General features: G+C 61.8%; 18 protein-coding genes. 4 read left to right on the top strand and 14 right to left on the bottom strand.

The annotated features are described in order from the left end of the window. Positions 1–76: 76 nt before the first annotated feature. From HEP69_RS04215 to HEP69_RS04180, 8 genes are all read right to left on the bottom strand, one after another. Positions 77–658 (bottom strand): hypothetical protein, encoded by a 582-nt coding sequence (locus HEP69_RS04215; RefSeq protein ID WP_290557271.1) that lies wholly within the window; start codon positions 656–658, stop codon positions 77–79. A gap of 7 nt (positions 659–665) precedes the next feature. Then, on the bottom strand, positions 666–2,711 hold the full coding sequence (locus HEP69_RS04210; protein ID WP_290557270.1) for an acetyl/propionyl/methylcrotonyl-CoA carboxylase subunit alpha: 2,046 nt from the start codon (positions 2,709–2,711) through the stop codon (positions 666–668). A 126-nt stretch (positions 2,712–2,837) separates the two neighbouring features. Then, on the bottom strand, positions 2,838–3,041 hold the full coding sequence (locus HEP69_RS04205) for a hypothetical protein (RefSeq protein WP_290557269.1): 204 nt from the start codon (positions 3,039–3,041) through the stop codon (positions 2,838–2,840). Positions 3,042–3,408: 367 nt separating this feature from the next. Beyond that, entirely contained in the window at positions 3,409–3,756 is a 348-nt protein-coding gene (locus HEP69_RS04200; protein ID WP_290557268.1) for a hypothetical protein, read from the bottom strand. Positions 3,757–3,828: 72 nt separating this feature from the next. After that, complete coding sequence (locus HEP69_RS04195; RefSeq protein ID WP_290557267.1) at positions 3,829–3,969, bottom strand: hypothetical protein; 141 nt, start codon at positions 3,967–3,969, stop codon at positions 3,829–3,831. 214 nt (positions 3,970–4,183) lie between these two features. Then, complete coding sequence (locus HEP69_RS04190) at positions 4,184–4,648, bottom strand: DUF6497 family protein (RefSeq protein ID WP_290557266.1); 465 nt, start codon at positions 4,646–4,648, stop codon at positions 4,184–4,186. Further along, a complete protein-coding gene (locus HEP69_RS04185; RefSeq protein ID WP_290557265.1) occupies positions 4,645–5,046 on the bottom strand; it encodes a cupin domain-containing protein in 402 nt (133 codons plus the stop codon). The genes HEP69_RS04190 and HEP69_RS04185 overlap by 4 nt, the downstream gene beginning before the upstream one ends. 60 nt (positions 5,047–5,106) lie before the next feature. Beyond that, complete coding sequence (locus HEP69_RS04180) at positions 5,107–6,639, bottom strand: acyl-CoA carboxylase subunit beta (RefSeq protein ID WP_290557264.1); 1,533 nt, start codon at positions 6,637–6,639, stop codon at positions 5,107–5,109. A gap of 183 nt (positions 6,640–6,822) precedes the next feature. On the opposite strand from HEP69_RS04180, the gene HEP69_RS04175 reads away from it, so the two are divergent. The 4 genes from HEP69_RS04175 to HEP69_RS04160 all read left to right on the top strand — a co-directional run bounded on the left by HEP69_RS04175 (position 6,823) and on the right by HEP69_RS04160 (position 10,774). Further along, positions 6,823–8,037, top strand: coding sequence for a multidrug effflux MFS transporter (locus tag HEP69_RS04175; RefSeq protein WP_290557263.1), 1,215 nt, complete (start codon positions 6,823–6,825; stop codon positions 8,035–8,037). Between the two features lie 66 nt (positions 8,038–8,103). Beyond that, positions 8,104–9,498: a helix-turn-helix transcriptional regulator gene (locus tag HEP69_RS04170; RefSeq protein ID WP_290557262.1), complete on the top strand. Its 1,395-nt coding sequence runs from the start codon at positions 8,104–8,106 to the stop codon at positions 9,496–9,498. Between the two features lie 59 nt (positions 9,499–9,557). Further along, positions 9,558–10,157: a hypothetical protein gene (locus HEP69_RS04165; protein WP_290557261.1), complete on the top strand. Its 600-nt coding sequence runs from the start codon at positions 9,558–9,560 to the stop codon at positions 10,155–10,157. Between the two features lie 149 nt (positions 10,158–10,306). Then, complete coding sequence (locus HEP69_RS04160) at positions 10,307–10,774, top strand: hypothetical protein (protein WP_290557260.1); 468 nt, start codon at positions 10,307–10,309, stop codon at positions 10,772–10,774. A gap of 19 nt (positions 10,775–10,793) precedes the next feature. Here the strand turns inward: HEP69_RS04160 and HEP69_RS04155 are convergent, their stop codons facing one another. From HEP69_RS04155 to betI, 6 genes are all read right to left on the bottom strand, one after another. Then, complete coding sequence (locus HEP69_RS04155) at positions 10,794–11,033, bottom strand: DUF465 domain-containing protein (RefSeq protein ID WP_290557259.1); 240 nt, start codon at positions 11,031–11,033, stop codon at positions 10,794–10,796. Positions 11,034–11,192: 159 nt separating this feature from the next. Then, the gene (locus HEP69_RS04150; RefSeq protein ID WP_290557258.1) at positions 11,193–11,855 is read right to left on the bottom strand and encodes a thermonuclease family protein; all 663 of its coding nucleotides are present in this window, start codon (positions 11,853–11,855) and stop codon (positions 11,193–11,195) included. Positions 11,856–11,900: 45 nt separating this feature from the next. Beyond that, positions 11,901–13,550, bottom strand: coding sequence for a choline dehydrogenase (gene betA, locus HEP69_RS04145; RefSeq protein ID WP_290557257.1), 1,650 nt, complete (start codon positions 13,548–13,550; stop codon positions 11,901–11,903). A 13-nt stretch (positions 13,551–13,563) separates the two neighbouring features. Then, on the bottom strand, positions 13,564–14,208 hold the full coding sequence (locus HEP69_RS04140; protein ID WP_290557256.1) for a glutathione S-transferase family protein: 645 nt from the start codon (positions 14,206–14,208) through the stop codon (positions 13,564–13,566). Beyond that, positions 14,205–15,713 (bottom strand): choline-sulfatase, encoded by a 1,509-nt coding sequence (betC, locus tag HEP69_RS04135; protein ID WP_290557255.1) that lies wholly within the window; start codon positions 15,711–15,713, stop codon positions 14,205–14,207. Before betC ends, HEP69_RS04140 begins: the two co-directional genes overlap by 4 nt. Then, entirely contained in the window at positions 15,710–16,288 is a 579-nt protein-coding gene (betI, locus tag HEP69_RS04130) for a transcriptional regulator BetI (RefSeq protein ID WP_290557254.1), read from the bottom strand. The genes betC and betI overlap by 4 nt, the downstream gene beginning before the upstream one ends. Positions 16,289–16,299 lie beyond the last annotated feature (11 nt).

Raw genomic sequence — 16,299 nt, 5'->3', positions numbered from 1 at the left:
CACCTTTGTTCAACCCTATATTAAGAGTTGAATGGAAAGGATCTGTCCATGTCCGTGACACCGAAATCACCTCCCCCTAGGACCGGTCAGACCGGGCCGCGCCCGGGCTACTGACGCCGTTCAGGTTCGCAAGGCTGCGGCTCAGACCATCCGTGGCCTCATTTCCCATACGTCGCGCTTCCAGCTTGAGAGAAATGTAATCGGTATAAAGCCCGATCCGCTGGGATTGTGACAACGCCCGAAACCCGTCATTGCGCAGGTCGGTGATCAGTGCGTCAATCGCAAAGACCTGGTTGTAGTACCGCACAACCGGACCGATGACCGGTTCAGGTAGAATGCTGATATCCCCGATGAGCGCCTGAAAAACGGCATCGTTGCGCTCACTCGGAATCATCGGGACATATTCTGCATCGGCTTCCATCAGGGCCACAACATCCTTCCAAACGACCATGGGGTCGTATTCAGGGTCCGAGAGCGCATCGACATAGTGCTGAATCTCAGCCCGCAATGCCGTCTGCACATCCCGTTCCCGTTCTCGCCGCCTGCGCCGGTCACGACCGACCTCGCGCTTGCTGGCGACAAACCACCCCAGAACCGTGACCAGCGCCGCAATGGTCGCGGCAACAATTGCCGGGCCTATCCAGTCCTGGGGCAGCATAGAGAGGTTATTCGAACTCCATGATCACGTCGTCCACCGCGAGGCTGTCGCCGGGCCCTGCGTTGATCTTCGACACCACGCCCTTGCGCTCGGCGCGCAGAATGTTCTCCATCTTCATCGCCTCAATCGTGCACAGGGACTGACCGTCCTGCACCTCATCACCAACCTCGACATCGACCTTCACAATCAGGCCGGGCATCGGGCAGAGCAGCATCTTCGAGGTATCGGGCGGCAGTTTCTCCGGCATCAGCCCGGCCAGTTCGGCCTGACGCGGAGTGCGGACATGTACGTTCAACTCAGCCCCCCGGGTACGGATATGGAACCCGCCGGAGATCTTGCCGGTCTTGAGCACCAACGGATGCCCATCCACATCCACACGCGCCAATGTCTGACCCGGTGTCCAATCGCTGGTCACCCGGAACACGCCGCCATCCGCGAACGTCACGGTCGAGCCCTGCGGGTCGGCCGCGATATGCACATCGAACCGGCTGCCCTGCGCCGTGACAACCCAGTCCGAGCCGACCTTGCGCTCGTGATTGTCCATACGGCCCGACACGCGGGTGCGCCGGATCTCCGCGACGCGGTGCATCGCGGCACAAGAGGCCGCGACCCTTTGCAGATCGTCATCGGCAAGCGTGACCCCCTCGAACCCGTCGGGATATTGCTCGGCGATAAAGGCGGTGGTCATGTCCCCGGCAATAAAGATCGGATGATCCATCACAGCGCTCAGGAAGGGCAGGTTATGCCCGATGCCTTCGACCTCGAAACTGTCCAGCGCCACGCGCATCGCCTCGATCGCCTGATCGCGGGTCGGTGCCCAGGTGCACAGCTTGGCGATCATCGGGTCGTAATACATGCTGATCTCGCCGCCCTCATAGACGCCGGTATCGTTGCGCACCGCCGCCGCACCCGAGGGCGCATCGCCATGCCATTTGCCCTGATCCAGCAATGGACCTGCCGCAATCTCCATCGGCGGGCGATAGCGGGTCAGCCGCCCGATGGAGGGCAGGAAGCCGCGGTAAGGATCCTCGGCATAAAGCCGGTTTTCAATCGCCCAGCCGGTCAGGGTGACATCGTCCTGGGTAATCGACAGCGGCTCGCCTGCCGCCACGCGGATCATCTGTTCGACCAGATCGACCCCGGTGATCAGCTCGGTGACGGGATGCTCCACCTGGAGCCGCGTATTCATCTCCAGGAAGTAGAAGTTCTTGTCGCCATCGACGATGAATTCGACCGTGCCCGCGCTGGCATAGCCCACGGCCTTGGCCAGGGCCACGGATTGCTCGCCCATCGCGCGACGGGTTGCCTCGTCCAGAAACGGGCTCGGCGCCTCTTCGACGACCTTCTGGTTGCGGCGCTGGATCGAACATTCCCGCTCGCCCAGATAGATGCCGTTGCCATGCCCGTCGCACAGCACCTGGATCTCGATATGCCGGGGCTGGGTGACGAATTTCTCGATAAAGATCCGGTCGTCGCCAAAGCTGCTGGCCGCCTCGTTCTTGGAGGACTGGAAGCCTTCGCGCGCCTCGTCGTCATCCCAGGCGATGCGCATGCCCTTGCCACCCCCCCCGGCGGAGGCCTTGATCATCACCGGATAACCAATCTCGTTGGAGATCTTGACCGCCTCCTCGGCATCCGCGATCAGCCCCATATAGCCCGGCACGGTCGAGACGTTGGCCTCCTGCGCGATCTTCTTGGAGGTGATCTTGTCGCCCATCGCCTCGATCGCCCCTTTGGGCGGGCCGACGAACGCCACACCTTCGGCTTCCAGCGCTTCGGCGAATTTGGCGTTCTCGCTGAGAAAGCCATAACCGGGATGCACCGCTTCGGCGCCGCTGTCGCGGATCGCCTGCATCACGTTGTCGATCACGATGTAGGATTGGTTGGCCGGCGGCGGGCCGATATGAACCGCCTCATCGGCCATCTGCACATGCAGCGCCGCCTTGTCGGCATCCGAATAGATCGCAACCGTCGGGATACCCATCTTGCGGGCTGTTTTGATGACACGGCAGGCAATTTCGCCCCGATTTGCGATCAGGATCTTTTTGAACATGGAACGTCCTTTGTCTTGGGCTTTGTCTTGGAAAGGGGAACACAGCAAAAACCGCGCACCGGAGTGTCCCGGAGCGCGGCCTGTGAACATGAGAAAACGTCAGACCGGGCGCGCGGCCCGGTCAGATCAGCATCTGCTGGGGTTTTGCTGGCAGAAGAGCAGGTTACCCGCCGCACCGACGGCTGCACCAGCCGCGAGGTTGCCATCGAGCACCGCTGCGGTTCCTGCCCCCACGGCACCGCCGATGAGAGCCTGTTCGCCCGCTGTGTCGCCGCAGGCTGCGAGCCCGCCGACCACGGCCAATGCCAGCCAAATTCTTGAGTTTTGCATGCCACCCATCCTTGTCTTGGTTTACCACTTGACGAAACCACGGATGCCATACTGGTCAGCGGGCGCAAACCCTTTCGTAACGGCGCGTGGAAATGGGCAGATCTGTGCCCAAGCGCTGCAAGTCTGCGGCCGCGCGAGCCGATCCGGCACAAGAAAATGACGGGCAGAGCAGGGATATGATCGCTGTTCTGCCCGTCTAGGGAAGGGGTACGGAATAGGTGTACTGCAGACGTCCCCGGGATGGCGGTTTCGCCTACAGGTAGAGTGTTGCGCAAAAACTCACCCAATGCCAACTCCCCAATTTCGGTGAGGCGAGAATGGGCCGAATTGTGCCCAATCGGGGCGGCACGATGCAGAAAACCGCCGATCATGAGCCCACGGCCTCGGGGTAGGACACCCGCGCAACAGCGGCGTCAATCTTCAGCAGCGCCTCGTAGCTGGCAGGATCAAAGGGATCTTCAGCAGCGATCACCTCACGTCCGAACAGCCAGCTCAGTCGGCCCGCATCCAGATTGCCGCGCTCGAACGGCGCGTCCCCGAACTGAGCCCACAGAGCTGCAAGAAAGGCCGCATCGGCGCGCCGGTCGGCGGGTCTACGGTCAGCGAACCGCTCGCGCTGTGTCAGCGGCGTCGCGCCTTTTGGATTGGCCCTGCGGATGGTGAACTGAAAATCGGTACCGGCCAGACGTCCGGGAAATCCGCGATGCTTTAGCATATCCGCCCCCCTGCCACCCGGGGGCGCGCGGCGGTGTGCGGAAGGGACCGAACGGCCCCTCCCGCGACATGGTTACTTGTACTTGCCGGTGTAGACGGGCTCGACCGAAATCGGTTCTTGCTCGACCACGACAAATTCTTCCTGCGGCTGTGCACAGGCTGCAAGACCGGCCAAAAGGCCTGCCAATGCAAGAAGCTTGATGCTCTTGGACATCTATGTCTCCTGTCGTTTTTTATGGAACCAGAGGGGTCCTCGGACCCTGCCTGTCCCCACCTCGAGGTAAGGTTCACCTGGGTAAACCTTGGATGGATCATAGTCCATGGCCCACTTAAAAGATATCCACAGGGCGCCAAGGCCTGTGGATGTGACGCCAAAGCCTCAAATCGCCCTTTGCTTAAGCTTTGATCCGCAAGATGTTGTGGTTGCATCAGAATTCCTCCCAGATGCAGGCCCCGTTTTCCGGGCTGAAGAGCTCGAAATACTGGGTTGCATCGGCGGCGGGTTGCCCAAAGGGGACAAACCTGTCGGAGAATGAAATCACGATGCGAGAGGGTGAGATATCGTGCTGCGATAGGTAAGGCACGGCGATCTCGTCGCACAGATGCTGCAAGTCGCCCATGGCGCTGTCCACATCCGTCGCCCCTCCCTCGCGCGCAATGTCGGGCGCAACAAAGCGGAACCGCACCCAGAGCGCGCCGGGATTTTCGTCCAGCAGCACTTCGGCCAGCGTCACCTCCTGCCCCGACGGGGTTGGAAACGAGGTCTCGGCCCCGGCTTGCGTGGCACCCAGCAGCGCCGCGAAAATGCAGCCCCGGCCCCGCAAGCGGGCTCCTCCTGCCGGGGCTGCCAATCGCAGGCCGATGGCCCACGTGTCTGATATGCGGGCTGTCATGATGGGACAGGTGCATCATTTGTGTCAAATGCGGCCGGAGACACGATCTCGATCAGCTCCATGTCGTCGGAATGCCGAACCTCGCGATGTTTGATGCCGGGCGGTTGCAGCACGCAAGAGCCTGCGCGCATGAGATGTTCGCCCTGCCCCTCGTATTCAAAGACAACCCAGCCCTTGGTGACATAGACCATCTGGAAGTCGAGATCGTGAGAATGCCACGCGCCGGGGCTCTCCATCCCCGGTACAGCCCGAATCACATGCGCCCCGAACTGGCCCTTGGTCGCGTCCTTGATCCCCAGATCGCGGTATTCAAAGAAGGCGCGCAGCCCCTCGCCCACGAACTTGCCATCATCGGCATGGGCAATGCTGAAGGCCTGGGTTTTCCAAAGCTGGGTCATGGCGCTCTCCGTAGGGCGGGACTTGTCCCGCCGCCCCGGTGGGGTGGGACAAGTCCCACCCTACAGCGGGATGTTGTTGTGCTTCTTCCACGGCATCGGTTTCTTCTTGCCGCGCAGCGAGGCAAAGGCCCGTGCCACACGTTTGCGCGTTGACCGGGGCTGGATCACCTCGTCGATAAAGCCGCGCTCGGCGGCCACGAAGGGGTTGGCGAAGCGGGCCTCGTATTCGGCGGCGTGGGCGGCGATTTTGTCGGGGTCGTTCAGATCGGCGCGGTGGATGATCTCGGTCGCGCCTTTGGCGCCCATCACCGCCACCTCGGAGGTGGGCCAGGCATAGTTGATATCGGCGCGCAGATGTTTCGACGCCATCACCACATAGGCCCCGCCATAGGCCTTGCGGGTAATTACCGTGACCTTGGGCACGGTTGCTTCGCCATAGGCAAAGAGCAGCTTGGCCCCATGTTTGATCACGCCGTTATACTCCTGGCTGGTGCCCGGAAGAAAGCCCGGCACATCGACCAGCGTCAAAAGCGGGATCTCGAAACAATCGCAGAACCGCACGAACCGGGCCGCCTTGCGGGCGCTGTCGATGTCCAGCACGCCAGCCAGAACCATCGGTTGATTGGCCACAACGCCCACGGTCTGGCCTTCGAGGCGGATAAATCCGGTGATGATGTTCTTGGCGAAATCCTCCTGGATCTCATAGAAATCGCCCTCATCGGCCAGCTTCAGGATCAGTTCTTTCATGTCATAGGGCTGGTTGGGGTTTTCCGGCACCAGCGTATCGAGCGAGGGTTCGATACGGCCCGGATCGTCAAAGAACGGGCGCACCGGCGGCTTGGATTGATTGTTGAGAGGCAGGAAATCGACCAGGCGACGCACCTCGGCCAGCGCCTCGACATCGTTCTCGAACGCGGCATCGGCGACCGATGATTTCTTGGTATGGGTGGATGCGCCGCCCAGCTCCTCGGCGGTGACGACCTCGTTGGTAACGGTTTTGACCACATCCGGCCCGGTCACGAACATATAGGACGAATCCTTCACCATGAAGATGAAGTCCGTCATCGCGGGCGAATAGACCGCGCCACCCGCGCACGGCCCCATGATCACGCTGATCTGCGGCACCACGCCCGAGGCCTCGATATTGCGCTGAAAGACGTCGCCATATCCTGCCAGCGAGTCCACACCTTCCTGGATCCGCGCGCCGCCGGAATCGTTGATCCCGATCACCGGTGCGCCGTTTTGCATCGCCATATCCATGATCTTGCAGATCTTCATCGCATGGGTGGCCGAGACCGACCCGCCCAGAACCGTGAAATCCTGTGAGAAAACATAGACCTGGCGGCCGTTGATCGTGCCCCAGCCAGTGACCACGCCATCGCCTGCGGGCTTTTGGCTCTCCATCCCGAAATCGGTGCAGCGATGGGTGACGAACATGTCAAACTCTTCAAAGCTGTCTTCGTCGAGCAACAGGTCGATCCGTTCGCGCGCCGTCAGCTTGCCGCGGCCATGCTGCGCGTCGATCCGCTTTTGCCCGCCGCCCAGCCGCGCGGTTTCGCGGCGGTTTTCCAGCTCCGTCAGGATATCTTTCATGTGGTCTGTCCCCAAAATGCGTTTGCGCGGTTATAAACATGCAACGCAGTCTACCAAAGCGGAAAACGGCAAATTTGCAAATCATCTGCATTGATGCGCTCGCTAATTGCAAATATTGCTAACTCCACCTGAGACCCGACGTCGAGATGGACATCCCACGAGCCGGGTCATAAGTCGCAACCCATGGCTGAATCGTCCGATATCCGTTTCTTTGACCGCAGGACGCCGCCGCATGTCACGACCCTGATCCTGATTGCGGGCCTCTCGGCGCTGGCGATGAACATCTTTCTGCCCAGCCTGCCGGGCATGACCGCCTATTTCGAAACCGATTACCGCGTGATGCAATTGTCGGTTGCAGTCTATCTGGCCTTTAATGCCGCGCTGCAAATACTGATCGGGCCGATTTCGGATCGGTTCGGACGACGTCCGGTTCTGTTATGGGGCATGGTCCTGTTCCTGATCGCCACGCTGGGTTGCATTGTGGCGCCCACCGCCGAGATCTTTCTGGCCTTTCGTATGGCGCAGGCGGTGATCACGGTTGCCATGGTGCTCAGCCGGGCCGCGGTGCGCGACATGTATCCCGAGGACAAGGCCGCCTCGATGATCGGTTATGTCACGATGGGCATGGCGGTGGTACCGATGATCGGCCCCGCGATCGGAGGCGCACTGGACGAAGTGTTCGGCTGGCAGGCGAATTTCTGGATGCTGTTCGGGCTCGGTGTGCTTTGCCTTGGTCTGGTTTGGGGCGATCTGGGAGAGACGGCGCAAACCAGCGGCAAGACGCTGATCGAGCAGTTCCGCGAATACCCCGAATTGCTGACCTCGCCCCGGTTCTGGGGCTATGCGATGGCAGCGGCCTTCACCTCGGGGGCATTCTTTGCCTATTTGGGTGGTGCGCCCTTTGTCGGAACCGAAGTCTTTGATTTGACCCCGGCCCAGTTGGGCATCTATTTCGGCGCGCCTGCAATTGGCTATTTCATCGGCAACTTCGTGTCGGGACGCTATTCGGTGCGATTTGGGATCAACCGGATGATCCAATGGGGGTGCCTGATTTGCACCTTCGGTCTGGCCCTTTCGCTGGCGGTGTTTCTGACGGGCTTCGGAACGGTCAATTCGTTTTTTGGCCTGATGACCTTTATCGGGCTCGGCAATGGCATGACCATTCCCAATGCCACTTCGGGCATGTTGTCGGTGCGCCCGCATCTGGCGGGAACCGCATCTGGCCTGGGCGGAGCGCTGATGATCGGCGGAGGCGCGGCCTTGAGCGCCTTTGCCGGTGCCTTGCTGGGCCCGGGCACCGGGGCGACGCCGCTTTTGTGGCTGATGTTTGCCACCTCTTTCATGGGCGTGGTGTCGATCCGGGTGGTGATCTGGCGCGCGCGGCAGCTGAACCTCTGACGCGCTTGCGCACATCGCTTTGCAAGGTTAGCAAGAAGCCGACCCCTGATTTGCAAAGGTGCCGAGATGGCGATCCAGAAACTCTATGCCGGGGCCAAGCTGCGCGAGATCCGCACGCGCATGGGGCTGACGCAAAAGGCCTGCGCGGCCAAGCTGGGCGTTTCCCTGCCCTATCTCAACCAGATGGAGAACAACAACCGGCCTGTCAGCACCTCGGTCGTGCTGGCGCTGGCGCAGGAGTTCGGCATCGACGTGACCGAGCTGAGCACCGGCGACAGCGAGCGGCTGGTGAGCGACATGCGCGAGGCGCTGTCGGATCCGGTCTTTGCCGATGCGATGCCGCCTTTGGCCGATCTGCGCCTGACCGCATCGAACGCCCCCGCGCTGGCGCGCGCATTGATCGAGCTGCACCGCGCCTATCGCCAGACCCATGAACGGCTCGCCTCCCTGGACGAAGCGCTGGGGCGCGAGGATGCGCGCAGCCAAACCAGCCCCTGGGACGAGGTGCGCGACTTCTTTCACTATTGCGACAATTACATCGACGCGGTGGACCGCGCCGCCGAGAGCTTTGCCGCACAGGCCCGTGGCGGCATGCGCGAGGCCGCCGAGCGGCGCTTGCGTGATCTTGGGCTCACCATCCTGCGCCGCGATGACGGTCCGGTGCGCCAGTACGAGCCCGCGACTGGCACGCTTTATCTGTTGGCGCGCGCGGCGCCCGAGACACAGCTCTTCCAGATGCTGTTGCAAATCGCGCTGCTGACCCAGGACAAGCTGCTCGAAGCGACCCTCGATCTGGCGCGGTTTCAAAGCGACGAGGCCCGCGCCATCGCCAAGATCGGCCTGGCCAATTACTTTGCCGGGGCAGCACTCATGCCCTACCGCGCGTTTCTGGAGGCCGCACAGGAGGTCCGCCACGATCTGGAGGTTCTGGGCGGCCGGTTCGGCGCCTCGATCGAGCAGGTGGCGCATCGCCTGTCGACCATGCAGCGGCCCGGGGCCAAGGGGATCCCGTTCTTCTTTGTCCGGGTCGATCAGGCCGGCACGATCACCAAGCGCCATTCCGCCACCCGGCTGCAATTTGCCCGGTTTGGCGGCGCCTGCCCTTTGTGGAATGTCCACCGGGCCTTCGAGACGCCCGGACGGTTCCTCAGGCAACTTGCCGAGACGCCCGATGGTGTCCGTTACATCAGTCTGGCGCGGGACGTGTCGAAATCAGGCGGCTCCTACGGCGCGCCGGTGCGCCGCTATGCCATCGCGCTGGGGTGCGAGCTGCGCCATGCGGGCTCGCTCGTCTATGCCGATACGCTGGATGTGTCCAATGACAGCGCGTTCGAGCCGATCGGCATTTCCTGCCGCATCTGCGAGCGCAAATCCTGTCATCAACGCTCGGTCCCGCCGCTGGAGCGCAGGCTGTCGGTCGATGTGCATGAACGCGGCGTGCTGCCCTATCAGGTGAGATAGCGTATAGAAAATTACTGCGAACTATGGTAATTTGAATTCTATTACGATTTGGATTTGGAATGATGAGATCGCTTTGTTTCTTCGTTTTCTTGGTGATATGGACCCCTGTGGCTTGGGCAGGTGAGCTAAAAGAATGCGATGCAGTCGACAGCCTGGCGGTTGCCGGTCATTTTGACTTTGATATTGTGACTGTTCACGCAGATACCGATGATGATACATGCCGCTTTTCGGTGAACGGCGCACGTACTGGCAGCCCGCCCCAGGATCAAATCAATGACGCTCGACGTCAATTGTTTGGAGGCCCTGGCACAGCAAATCAATTCTTGATGCAATCAGAGTTTCCATTTGAGGCAATGGCCGTCCTGCTTGCCGCCGCAGGACCAGACACCGATCCTTCCGAACTAGAGAACATGCTTCTTAACTCAAGCTTTGTGCTGGACGAATGCGTCTTCGCGGCGGGTCAAAATCAGCCGCGCTCGTTCCAGGATCCTTTCGGGTTTACTGTTGAATGTGCTGTGTTTCCATCCTTTGGCGATGGTGAGTTTTTTGAAATCGGCCCATTCCGGTCCATCTCGACGGATGGCTTGCAGGTCGCGCGGATGAGCATTGTCGTTCGACGTGACGCCGTCTGGAACCTTGTCTCTTTCCCCGTGCAATGAGGGAAAACCCCCAGGGAAGACCGCGACGCAGGATATCGGACCTCGCCAGATCCGCTGTCGACGAGCTTGTCAAAGACGGGCTTAAATGGCTGCTTCGGGCAGCTGTTGTTATTGTTCTGGCATTAGGCGGTGCGGTGTTCGGAGTGCGGATGGACTTCCTTTCGCTTCCAGACTGGGTGCCATTTCAACCGGATCGCCCGGCAATCTCCGATCTACAAACCAACACGATGGATGGTTTAGCAGGATACACCTTTATCGCGGGTGTGTTCTCCGACGCGGAACAGGCTTTGGATGGCTCAGGCGGTCTTCTTTTCAAGCCACCCGAGATTGAAATGATCCGCGTCTGTCGTAACCTTAGAATTCCGCAGTCGGACAATCCTGCGGACCTGCTGTCGGACTTGAAAGAGAAAGTTGCACCCTGCCTGAATATCACCCCCGTGACCATGGAGGGGGGCGGTGTGCGTTATGAGATTTCGCCAACGCAGAGCGCTGAAGTCACCCGCGTGGAGCGCGCCAATAAGGGCGGCACGGAAGTTGTGCCGCAGTTCTTTTGCTTTTGCGAAGGGCGTGTCGTTGAGAAGTTTCTGTCAGACGGAAACGGATCGAAATGGCCGTGACCGTCTGACAGACGGCGGATCAGGCTTTCGACAGAATGCCCCAGATCTCATCCTTGAGATGGGCGCGTTTCTTGCGCAGTTCGACCTCGGCCAGCTCTTCCATCGGCTCGACATTGGTCTCGGCGCGGTGCACGGCGCGGTTGATCTCGTGATACTCTTCGGCCAGCCGGGCAAAGTGGTTGTCGGTCTGTTTGAGCGTGCTCATCAGTTCGACCTTGTCGGGGAATTCCTCGGCAAGCTCGTGGGGCGTGTGTGACATCTCTCAATCTCCCTTGTTGAGTGGTTGCGCCTAACCTGTCTGTGGGACAAGCGGCGGTCTTTGATGGGAATCAAACTGCGGGCAACGGGCCATATGTTCCCGGCGCTGTCAATTGCCGGTCGGTCCGGGACGCGGGTTTGGCCGTCAATAAGGACACGCTCAACGTTTGGCCGGTCTCCACCCGGCCGCGCGCGCTTCCTCGGGGTCGCAGAACCAGCGCTCGCCCCTTTGCGGGTTGATCTGGGTGCGGCCATAAAAGGCCTGCTCGGGCCTATGATAGATGCGGTCGCCCTTGGCGTTGATATTGCCCTTGATCGCGCAGCCTGACCCGGATGGGTCCTGACCCGTCGATTGCCCGCGGCGATATGCATCTGGGGCGGCCACACGCGTTCTGTGCAGGCCCAGCGCGCGCGACGCTGCGGCGCGCTCAACCTCGAGATAATCGTCTGCATAGCGCAGATAGGCCATGGCCCACCCTTCTGCGACAATGTGGTGCGCGGCATCCAGATCTCCGACGAAACAACGCGCAACAAGGCGATCATACCTGTCGCGATCCAGGACCTTGCAACTCGCGCGAACCCCTTCGAACAGCGCGCGGGTCTGGGCTGTGGCCCAGGCTCCGCAGCGCCATTCGCGTTCATCCGCATCTCGACAGGTCTGATTATGTTCCGGCGCGTCTATGCCATGAAGGCGCACGCGCTGATCTCCGACATCCCAGGTATCGGCGTCGATCACGCGCACCGGCCCCGCCAGATCCGCAGTCGCGGCCACCGGCAGGATCGTCAGCATACAGATAGCGACAAACTTCAACATAAGATGCATGTGTATCACATCTTATCTCAACGCAAGGCCAGATCGTAAGAACTCCTAACGCTGCGCTTCGGCCCAGTCGGGATGCACCCAAGGGGCGGCGTTGGCCCGCGGCAGCGGATCGCGCCCCAGAATGTGATCGGTCATCTTTTCGCCCACCAGGATCGAGGGGCCGTTGAGATTGCCGTTTGTAATACGGGGAAAGATGCTGCTGTCAGCGACGCGCAGCCCCTCGACGCCGATCACCCGGCCCTGCGGATCGACCACGGCCTCGGGGTCATCGGCGCGCCCCATCCGACAGGTGCCACACGGGTGATAGGCGCTTTCGGCATGCTCGCGGATGGCCGCATCCAGATCGTCATCGCTGACCAGATGGGCACCTGGCTGAAGCTCGGCCTTGACGAAGGGCTTGAAGGCCTCCTGCGCGAAAACCTCTCGGGTCAGGCGCAGGGCGGTGCGGAACTCTTCCCAGTCGTCGGGATGGCTCATGTAGTTGAACCGGATGCGCGGGCTGTCGGCGGGATCGGCGGAGGCGAGGCTGACCCGTCCCCGGCTTTTGGAGCGCATCGGGCCCACATGGGCCTGAAACCCGTGCCCCTCGGCCGCGACCTTACCGTCATAGCGCACCGCCAAAGGCAGGAAATGAAACTGGATATCCGGGTAGGTCAGCCCCGGGCGCGAGCGGATGAAGCCGCAGCTTTCAAACTGGTTCGACGCACCATGCCCGGTCTTGGTGAACAGCCACCGCGCCCCGATCAATGCCTTGGAGATCCAGTTCCAATAGCGGTAAAGCGTGATCGGCTGGAGGCTGGAATACTGCACATACATCTCAAGATGGTCCTGCAGATTGCCCCCCACCCCGGGACGGTCGGCCACGACCGGCAGGCCAAGAGCGGCAAGGTCGGCGCCCGGCCCGATGCCCGACAGCATCAGCAGTTTGGGCGAGTTTATGGCCGAAGCCGCCAGGATCACCTCGCGGCGCGCGCGCACCTCGCGCCCCCCGGCCAGGGCCACGCCGACCGCGCGACCGTCCTTGAAGATCACACGCTCCACCAGCCCTTTGACCAGATCGCAATTCGGTCTTTTCAATGCGGGGCGGAGATAGGCATTGGCCGCCGACCAGCGGCGCCCCTGCCAGACGGTCTGTTCGAACGCGCCGAACCCTTCCTGCTTTTTGCCGTTGTAATCATCGGTGATCTGATAGCCTGCCTGTCGGCCCGCCTCGACAAAGGCATGATAAAGCGGGTTTGCGCGCGGCCCGCGCGAGACATGCAGCGGACCATCGGTGCCGCGCCAGGACGGGTCTCCTCCATGGCCACCGTCGTGCCAGGTCTCCATCCGCTTGAAATAGGGCAACACATCCGCATAGCCCCAGCCATCCGCGCCGGTCTCCGCCCAATGGTCGTAATCATGGGCATGGCCACGCACATACACCATCCCGTTGATCGAGGACGATCCCCCGATCACCTTGCCGCGCGGACAGGCCAGACGGCGCCCGCCCAGATGGGGCTCGGGTTCGGACATGTAGCCCCAGTCATAGCACGCCATATTCATCGGATAGCTGAGGGCGGCGGGCATCTGGATGAAGGGCCCCCAATCGGTGCCCCCATGTTCCACAACGAGTACCGACTGACCGGCCTCGGCCAGACGATAGGCGATGGCGCAGCCCGCAGAGCCGGCACCGACGATGACGAAATCAGCCTCCATTAGGCCCCTCTTTTCAGAATGTGTTGCGCAGGCTCTCGTAGGACACCATCACCGTCTTGCGGTATGCGGGTCGGTCGGACAGCCGGTCATAATAGGCGCGCAGGCCAGGCAGCGGCGCACGCGGAATGTCGATATCGAAATAGCGATAGAGCACATGGCCGAACTGGATATCGGCCAGGGTCAGATCGGCACCGCAGAGGTAATCGGTCTGCGCCAGGCGCGGCTCGGTCTTTGCCAGTTCGCCCTCCAGCGTGGCGAGGTTGGCGCGGATGAGACCCGCGTCGCGGTTCTCGGGCCGGGTGCGCGCGCTGCGCCAGAAGACCGGGCCGGTAAATGCCTCGGCCACCGAATGCTTGGCCCATTCGGCCCACATATCGACCTCGGCCCGTGCCAGCGGATCGCGTGGCCAGAAGACCGCGTCGCCATATGCGCCCGCCAGATAGCGCAGGATCGCCGGGGTTTCCCAGATCGCCACCTCGCCGACGGTCAGCACCGGGATCTTGCCATGCGGGGTCAACGCGGTGAAAGCGGGGCTGTCGAGCCCGCCGAACACCTCCCCATAATCCAGACGGGTATAGCCCAGCGCCAGTTCCTCAAGCATCCAGAGCACCGCCTGCACATTCGACGATGTGGCGCGTCCATACACCGTCAGCATCATGCGCCTCTCGGGAAGCGCTGCCGCTCCTCGACCTCGTTGAGGTCCATGTGGTTGCGCATGTACCGCTCGGAGGCCTTTTGCAGCGGCTGGTAATCCCACGGGTAATAGCCGCCCTGCCGCAGCGCCTCGTAAACCACCCAGCGGCGGGCCTGGCTGGCGCGGATCTCGGCATCGAACCGCTCCAGATCCCAGCGCGCCGCGGCCTTGGATTTCAGCGCTGTGAGCGTGCCCGCATGGGCCGGATCCCCGGCCAGGTTGGTCCGCTCATCCGGGTCCGCCTCCAGATCGAAAAGCTGATCGGGATCCAGCGTGCAAGCGTTGTATTTCCACTTGCCATAGCGCAGCGACACCATCGGCGCATAAGACGCCTCTGCCGCGTATTCCATGGCGACGGGGGTGGTGCGTACGGCCCCTTCGGCATAGGGCACCAGGCTTTCGCCGGTGGTCCAGGGCATCACCTCGTCCATGGAAACTCCCGCCAGATCACAGAGCGTCGGGCAGACGTCGATGGTCGAGACCGGCTCGGCCACGGTGCGCGGCGCCAACCCGGGGGCCGCGATCATCAGCGGCACGCGCGCGGAGCCTTCATAAAACGACATCTTGAACCACAAGCCGCGCTCGCCCAGCATATCGCCGTGATCGGACACAAAGACGATGATCGCCTCTTGGCCGATGCGGTCGAGCACATCCAGGATCTCGCCCACCTTGTGGTCGAGATAGGAGATATTGGCGAAATAGGCCCGGCGCGCGCGCCCGGTATCATCCTCGGAGATGTCAAAGCCGCGCCAGTCATTGGCGTCGAAGATGCGCTGGGAATGGGGATCGTGGTCTGCATACTCCATCGCCGGAACGCGCGGCATCAGATGCGCGCAATCGGCGTAGAGGTCCCAATACCGGCGGCGCGCCACGTAAGGATCGTGCGGATGCGTAAAGCTGACGGTCAGGCACCAGGGGCGGTCGTCGCGCCCCCGCGCCAGATCGTAAAGCTTGGCCGTGGCATGAAAGGCCACCTCGTCGTCATATTCGATCTGGTTGGACGTTTCGGCCACACCCGCGCCGGTGACCGAGCCCATGTTGTGATACCACCAGTCGATCCGCTGCCCCGGCTTGCGGTAATCCGGCGTCCAGCCGAAATCGGCCGGGTAGATATCGGTGGTCAGACGCTCCTCAAATCCATGCAGCTGATCGGGGCCCACAAAATGCATCTTGCCCGACAGGCAGGTCTGATAGCCCGCGCGGCGCAGATGATGGGCATAGGTCGGCAGATCGCTGCGAAACTCCGCCGCATTATCATAGACACCCGTGGCCGAAGGCAGTTGACCGGTCATGAAGCTCGCTCGGCCCGGCGCGCACAGCGGTGAGGCGGTATAGGCATTGGCAAACCGCACCGACCGGTCGGCCAGTTGTCTCAGATTGGGCGTGTGCAGCCACTCGGCGGGTCCCTCGGGAAAAAGCGTGCCGTTCAACTGATCGACCATCAGGATCAGGATATTGGGGTGGGTCATGACCCCTCGCGAATCAGACGGTGGACGGCGGCCAGAACCAGCTCGATGGCCGCCGCGTTCGACATCGCCTCGGGGCGCAAGACCTGACGCAGATAAACCCCGTCGATCAGCGCGCCGATGGTCTCGGACGCGGCCTCGGGATCAGAGACAAGCGGGCGAAACCCAACCATCAGGTTCGACCGCAGCCGCCGGTGATACACCGTCAACAGCCGTCTGGTCTTGTCGGAGCTTTGCGCCTGAAGATAAAAATGCAGCCACGAGGCCGCCGTTGCAGGCCGGAAATTCTGCGACGCGAAAGAGGCGCGCACAACCGCCTCGATCCGCCCGGCAGGATCGCGCGCCATGATCAGCGCGCCGCGCACCTCGGCCCCGAACAGCGTCAGAATATGGCGCATCGCGGCCACAAGCATCTCTTCCTTGGAGCCAAAATAATGATGTGCCAGCGCGCTCGACATGCCAGCGCGCCGCGCGATCTGGCTGACTGTGACGTCAAGTGTACCCGCCTCGCCGATCTCGACAATCGCGGCTTTCACGAGCGCATCGCGCCTGATAGGCTCCATTCCGAGTTTGGGCATGTGATGGCTCC

The organism is Aestuariivita sp. (assembly GCF_021404545.1).
Taxonomy (GTDB): domain Bacteria; phylum Pseudomonadota; class Alphaproteobacteria; order Rhodobacterales; family Rhodobacteraceae; genus Aestuariivita.
The sequence above is the reverse complement of the archived record's forward strand: the minus strand, read 5'-3'. Positions and strand labels throughout refer to the sequence as shown.

Coding starts and splice junctions, on each gene's coding strand:
- HEP69_RS04195 (WP_290557267.1), bottom strand. CDS start 3,969: ATGTCCAAGAGCATCAAGCTTCTTGCATTGGCAGGCCTTTTGGCCGGT.
- HEP69_RS04160 (WP_290557260.1), top strand. CDS start 10,307: ATGGACTTCCTTTCGCTTCCAGACTGGGTGCCATTTCAACCGGATCGC.
- HEP69_RS04165 (WP_290557261.1), top strand. CDS start 9,558: ATGATGAGATCGCTTTGTTTCTTCGTTTTCTTGGTGATATGGACCCCT.
- HEP69_RS04170 (WP_290557262.1), top strand. CDS start 8,104: ATGGCGATCCAGAAACTCTATGCCGGGGCCAAGCTGCGCGAGATCCGC.
- HEP69_RS04190 (WP_290557266.1), bottom strand. CDS start 4,648: ATGACAGCCCGCATATCAGACACGTGGGCCATCGGCCTGCGATTGGCA.
- HEP69_RS04185 (WP_290557265.1), bottom strand. CDS start 5,046: ATGACCCAGCTTTGGAAAACCCAGGCCTTCAGCATTGCCCATGCCGAT.
- HEP69_RS04205 (WP_290557269.1), bottom strand. CDS start 3,041: ATGCAAAACTCAAGAATTTGGCTGGCATTGGCCGTGGTCGGCGGGCTC.
- HEP69_RS04175 (WP_290557263.1), top strand. CDS start 6,823: ATGGCTGAATCGTCCGATATCCGTTTCTTTGACCGCAGGACGCCGCCG.
- betA (WP_290557257.1), bottom strand. CDS start 13,550: ATGGAGGCTGATTTCGTCATCGTCGGTGCCGGCTCTGCGGGCTGCGCC.
- HEP69_RS04180 (WP_290557264.1), bottom strand. CDS start 6,639: ATGAAAGATATCCTGACGGAGCTGGAAAACCGCCGCGAAACCGCGCGG.
- HEP69_RS04215 (WP_290557271.1), bottom strand. CDS start 658: ATGCTGCCCCAGGACTGGATAGGCCCGGCAATTGTTGCCGCGACCATT.
- HEP69_RS04140 (WP_290557256.1), bottom strand. CDS start 14,208: ATGATGCTGACGGTGTATGGACGCGCCACATCGTCGAATGTGCAGGCG.
- HEP69_RS04210 (WP_290557270.1), bottom strand. CDS start 2,711: ATGTTCAAAAAGATCCTGATCGCAAATCGGGGCGAAATTGCCTGCCGT.
- HEP69_RS04155 (WP_290557259.1), bottom strand. CDS start 11,033: ATGTCACACACGCCCCACGAGCTTGCCGAGGAATTCCCCGACAAGGTC.
- HEP69_RS04150 (WP_290557258.1), bottom strand. CDS start 11,855: ATGCATCTTATGTTGAAGTTTGTCGCTATCTGTATGCTGACGATCCTG.
- HEP69_RS04200 (WP_290557268.1), bottom strand. CDS start 3,756: ATGCTAAAGCATCGCGGATTTCCCGGACGTCTGGCCGGTACCGATTTT.
- betC (WP_290557255.1), bottom strand. CDS start 15,713: ATGACCCACCCCAATATCCTGATCCTGATGGTCGATCAGTTGAACGGC.
- betI (WP_290557254.1), bottom strand. CDS start 16,288: ATGCCCAAACTCGGAATGGAGCCTATCAGGCGCGATGCGCTCGTGAAA.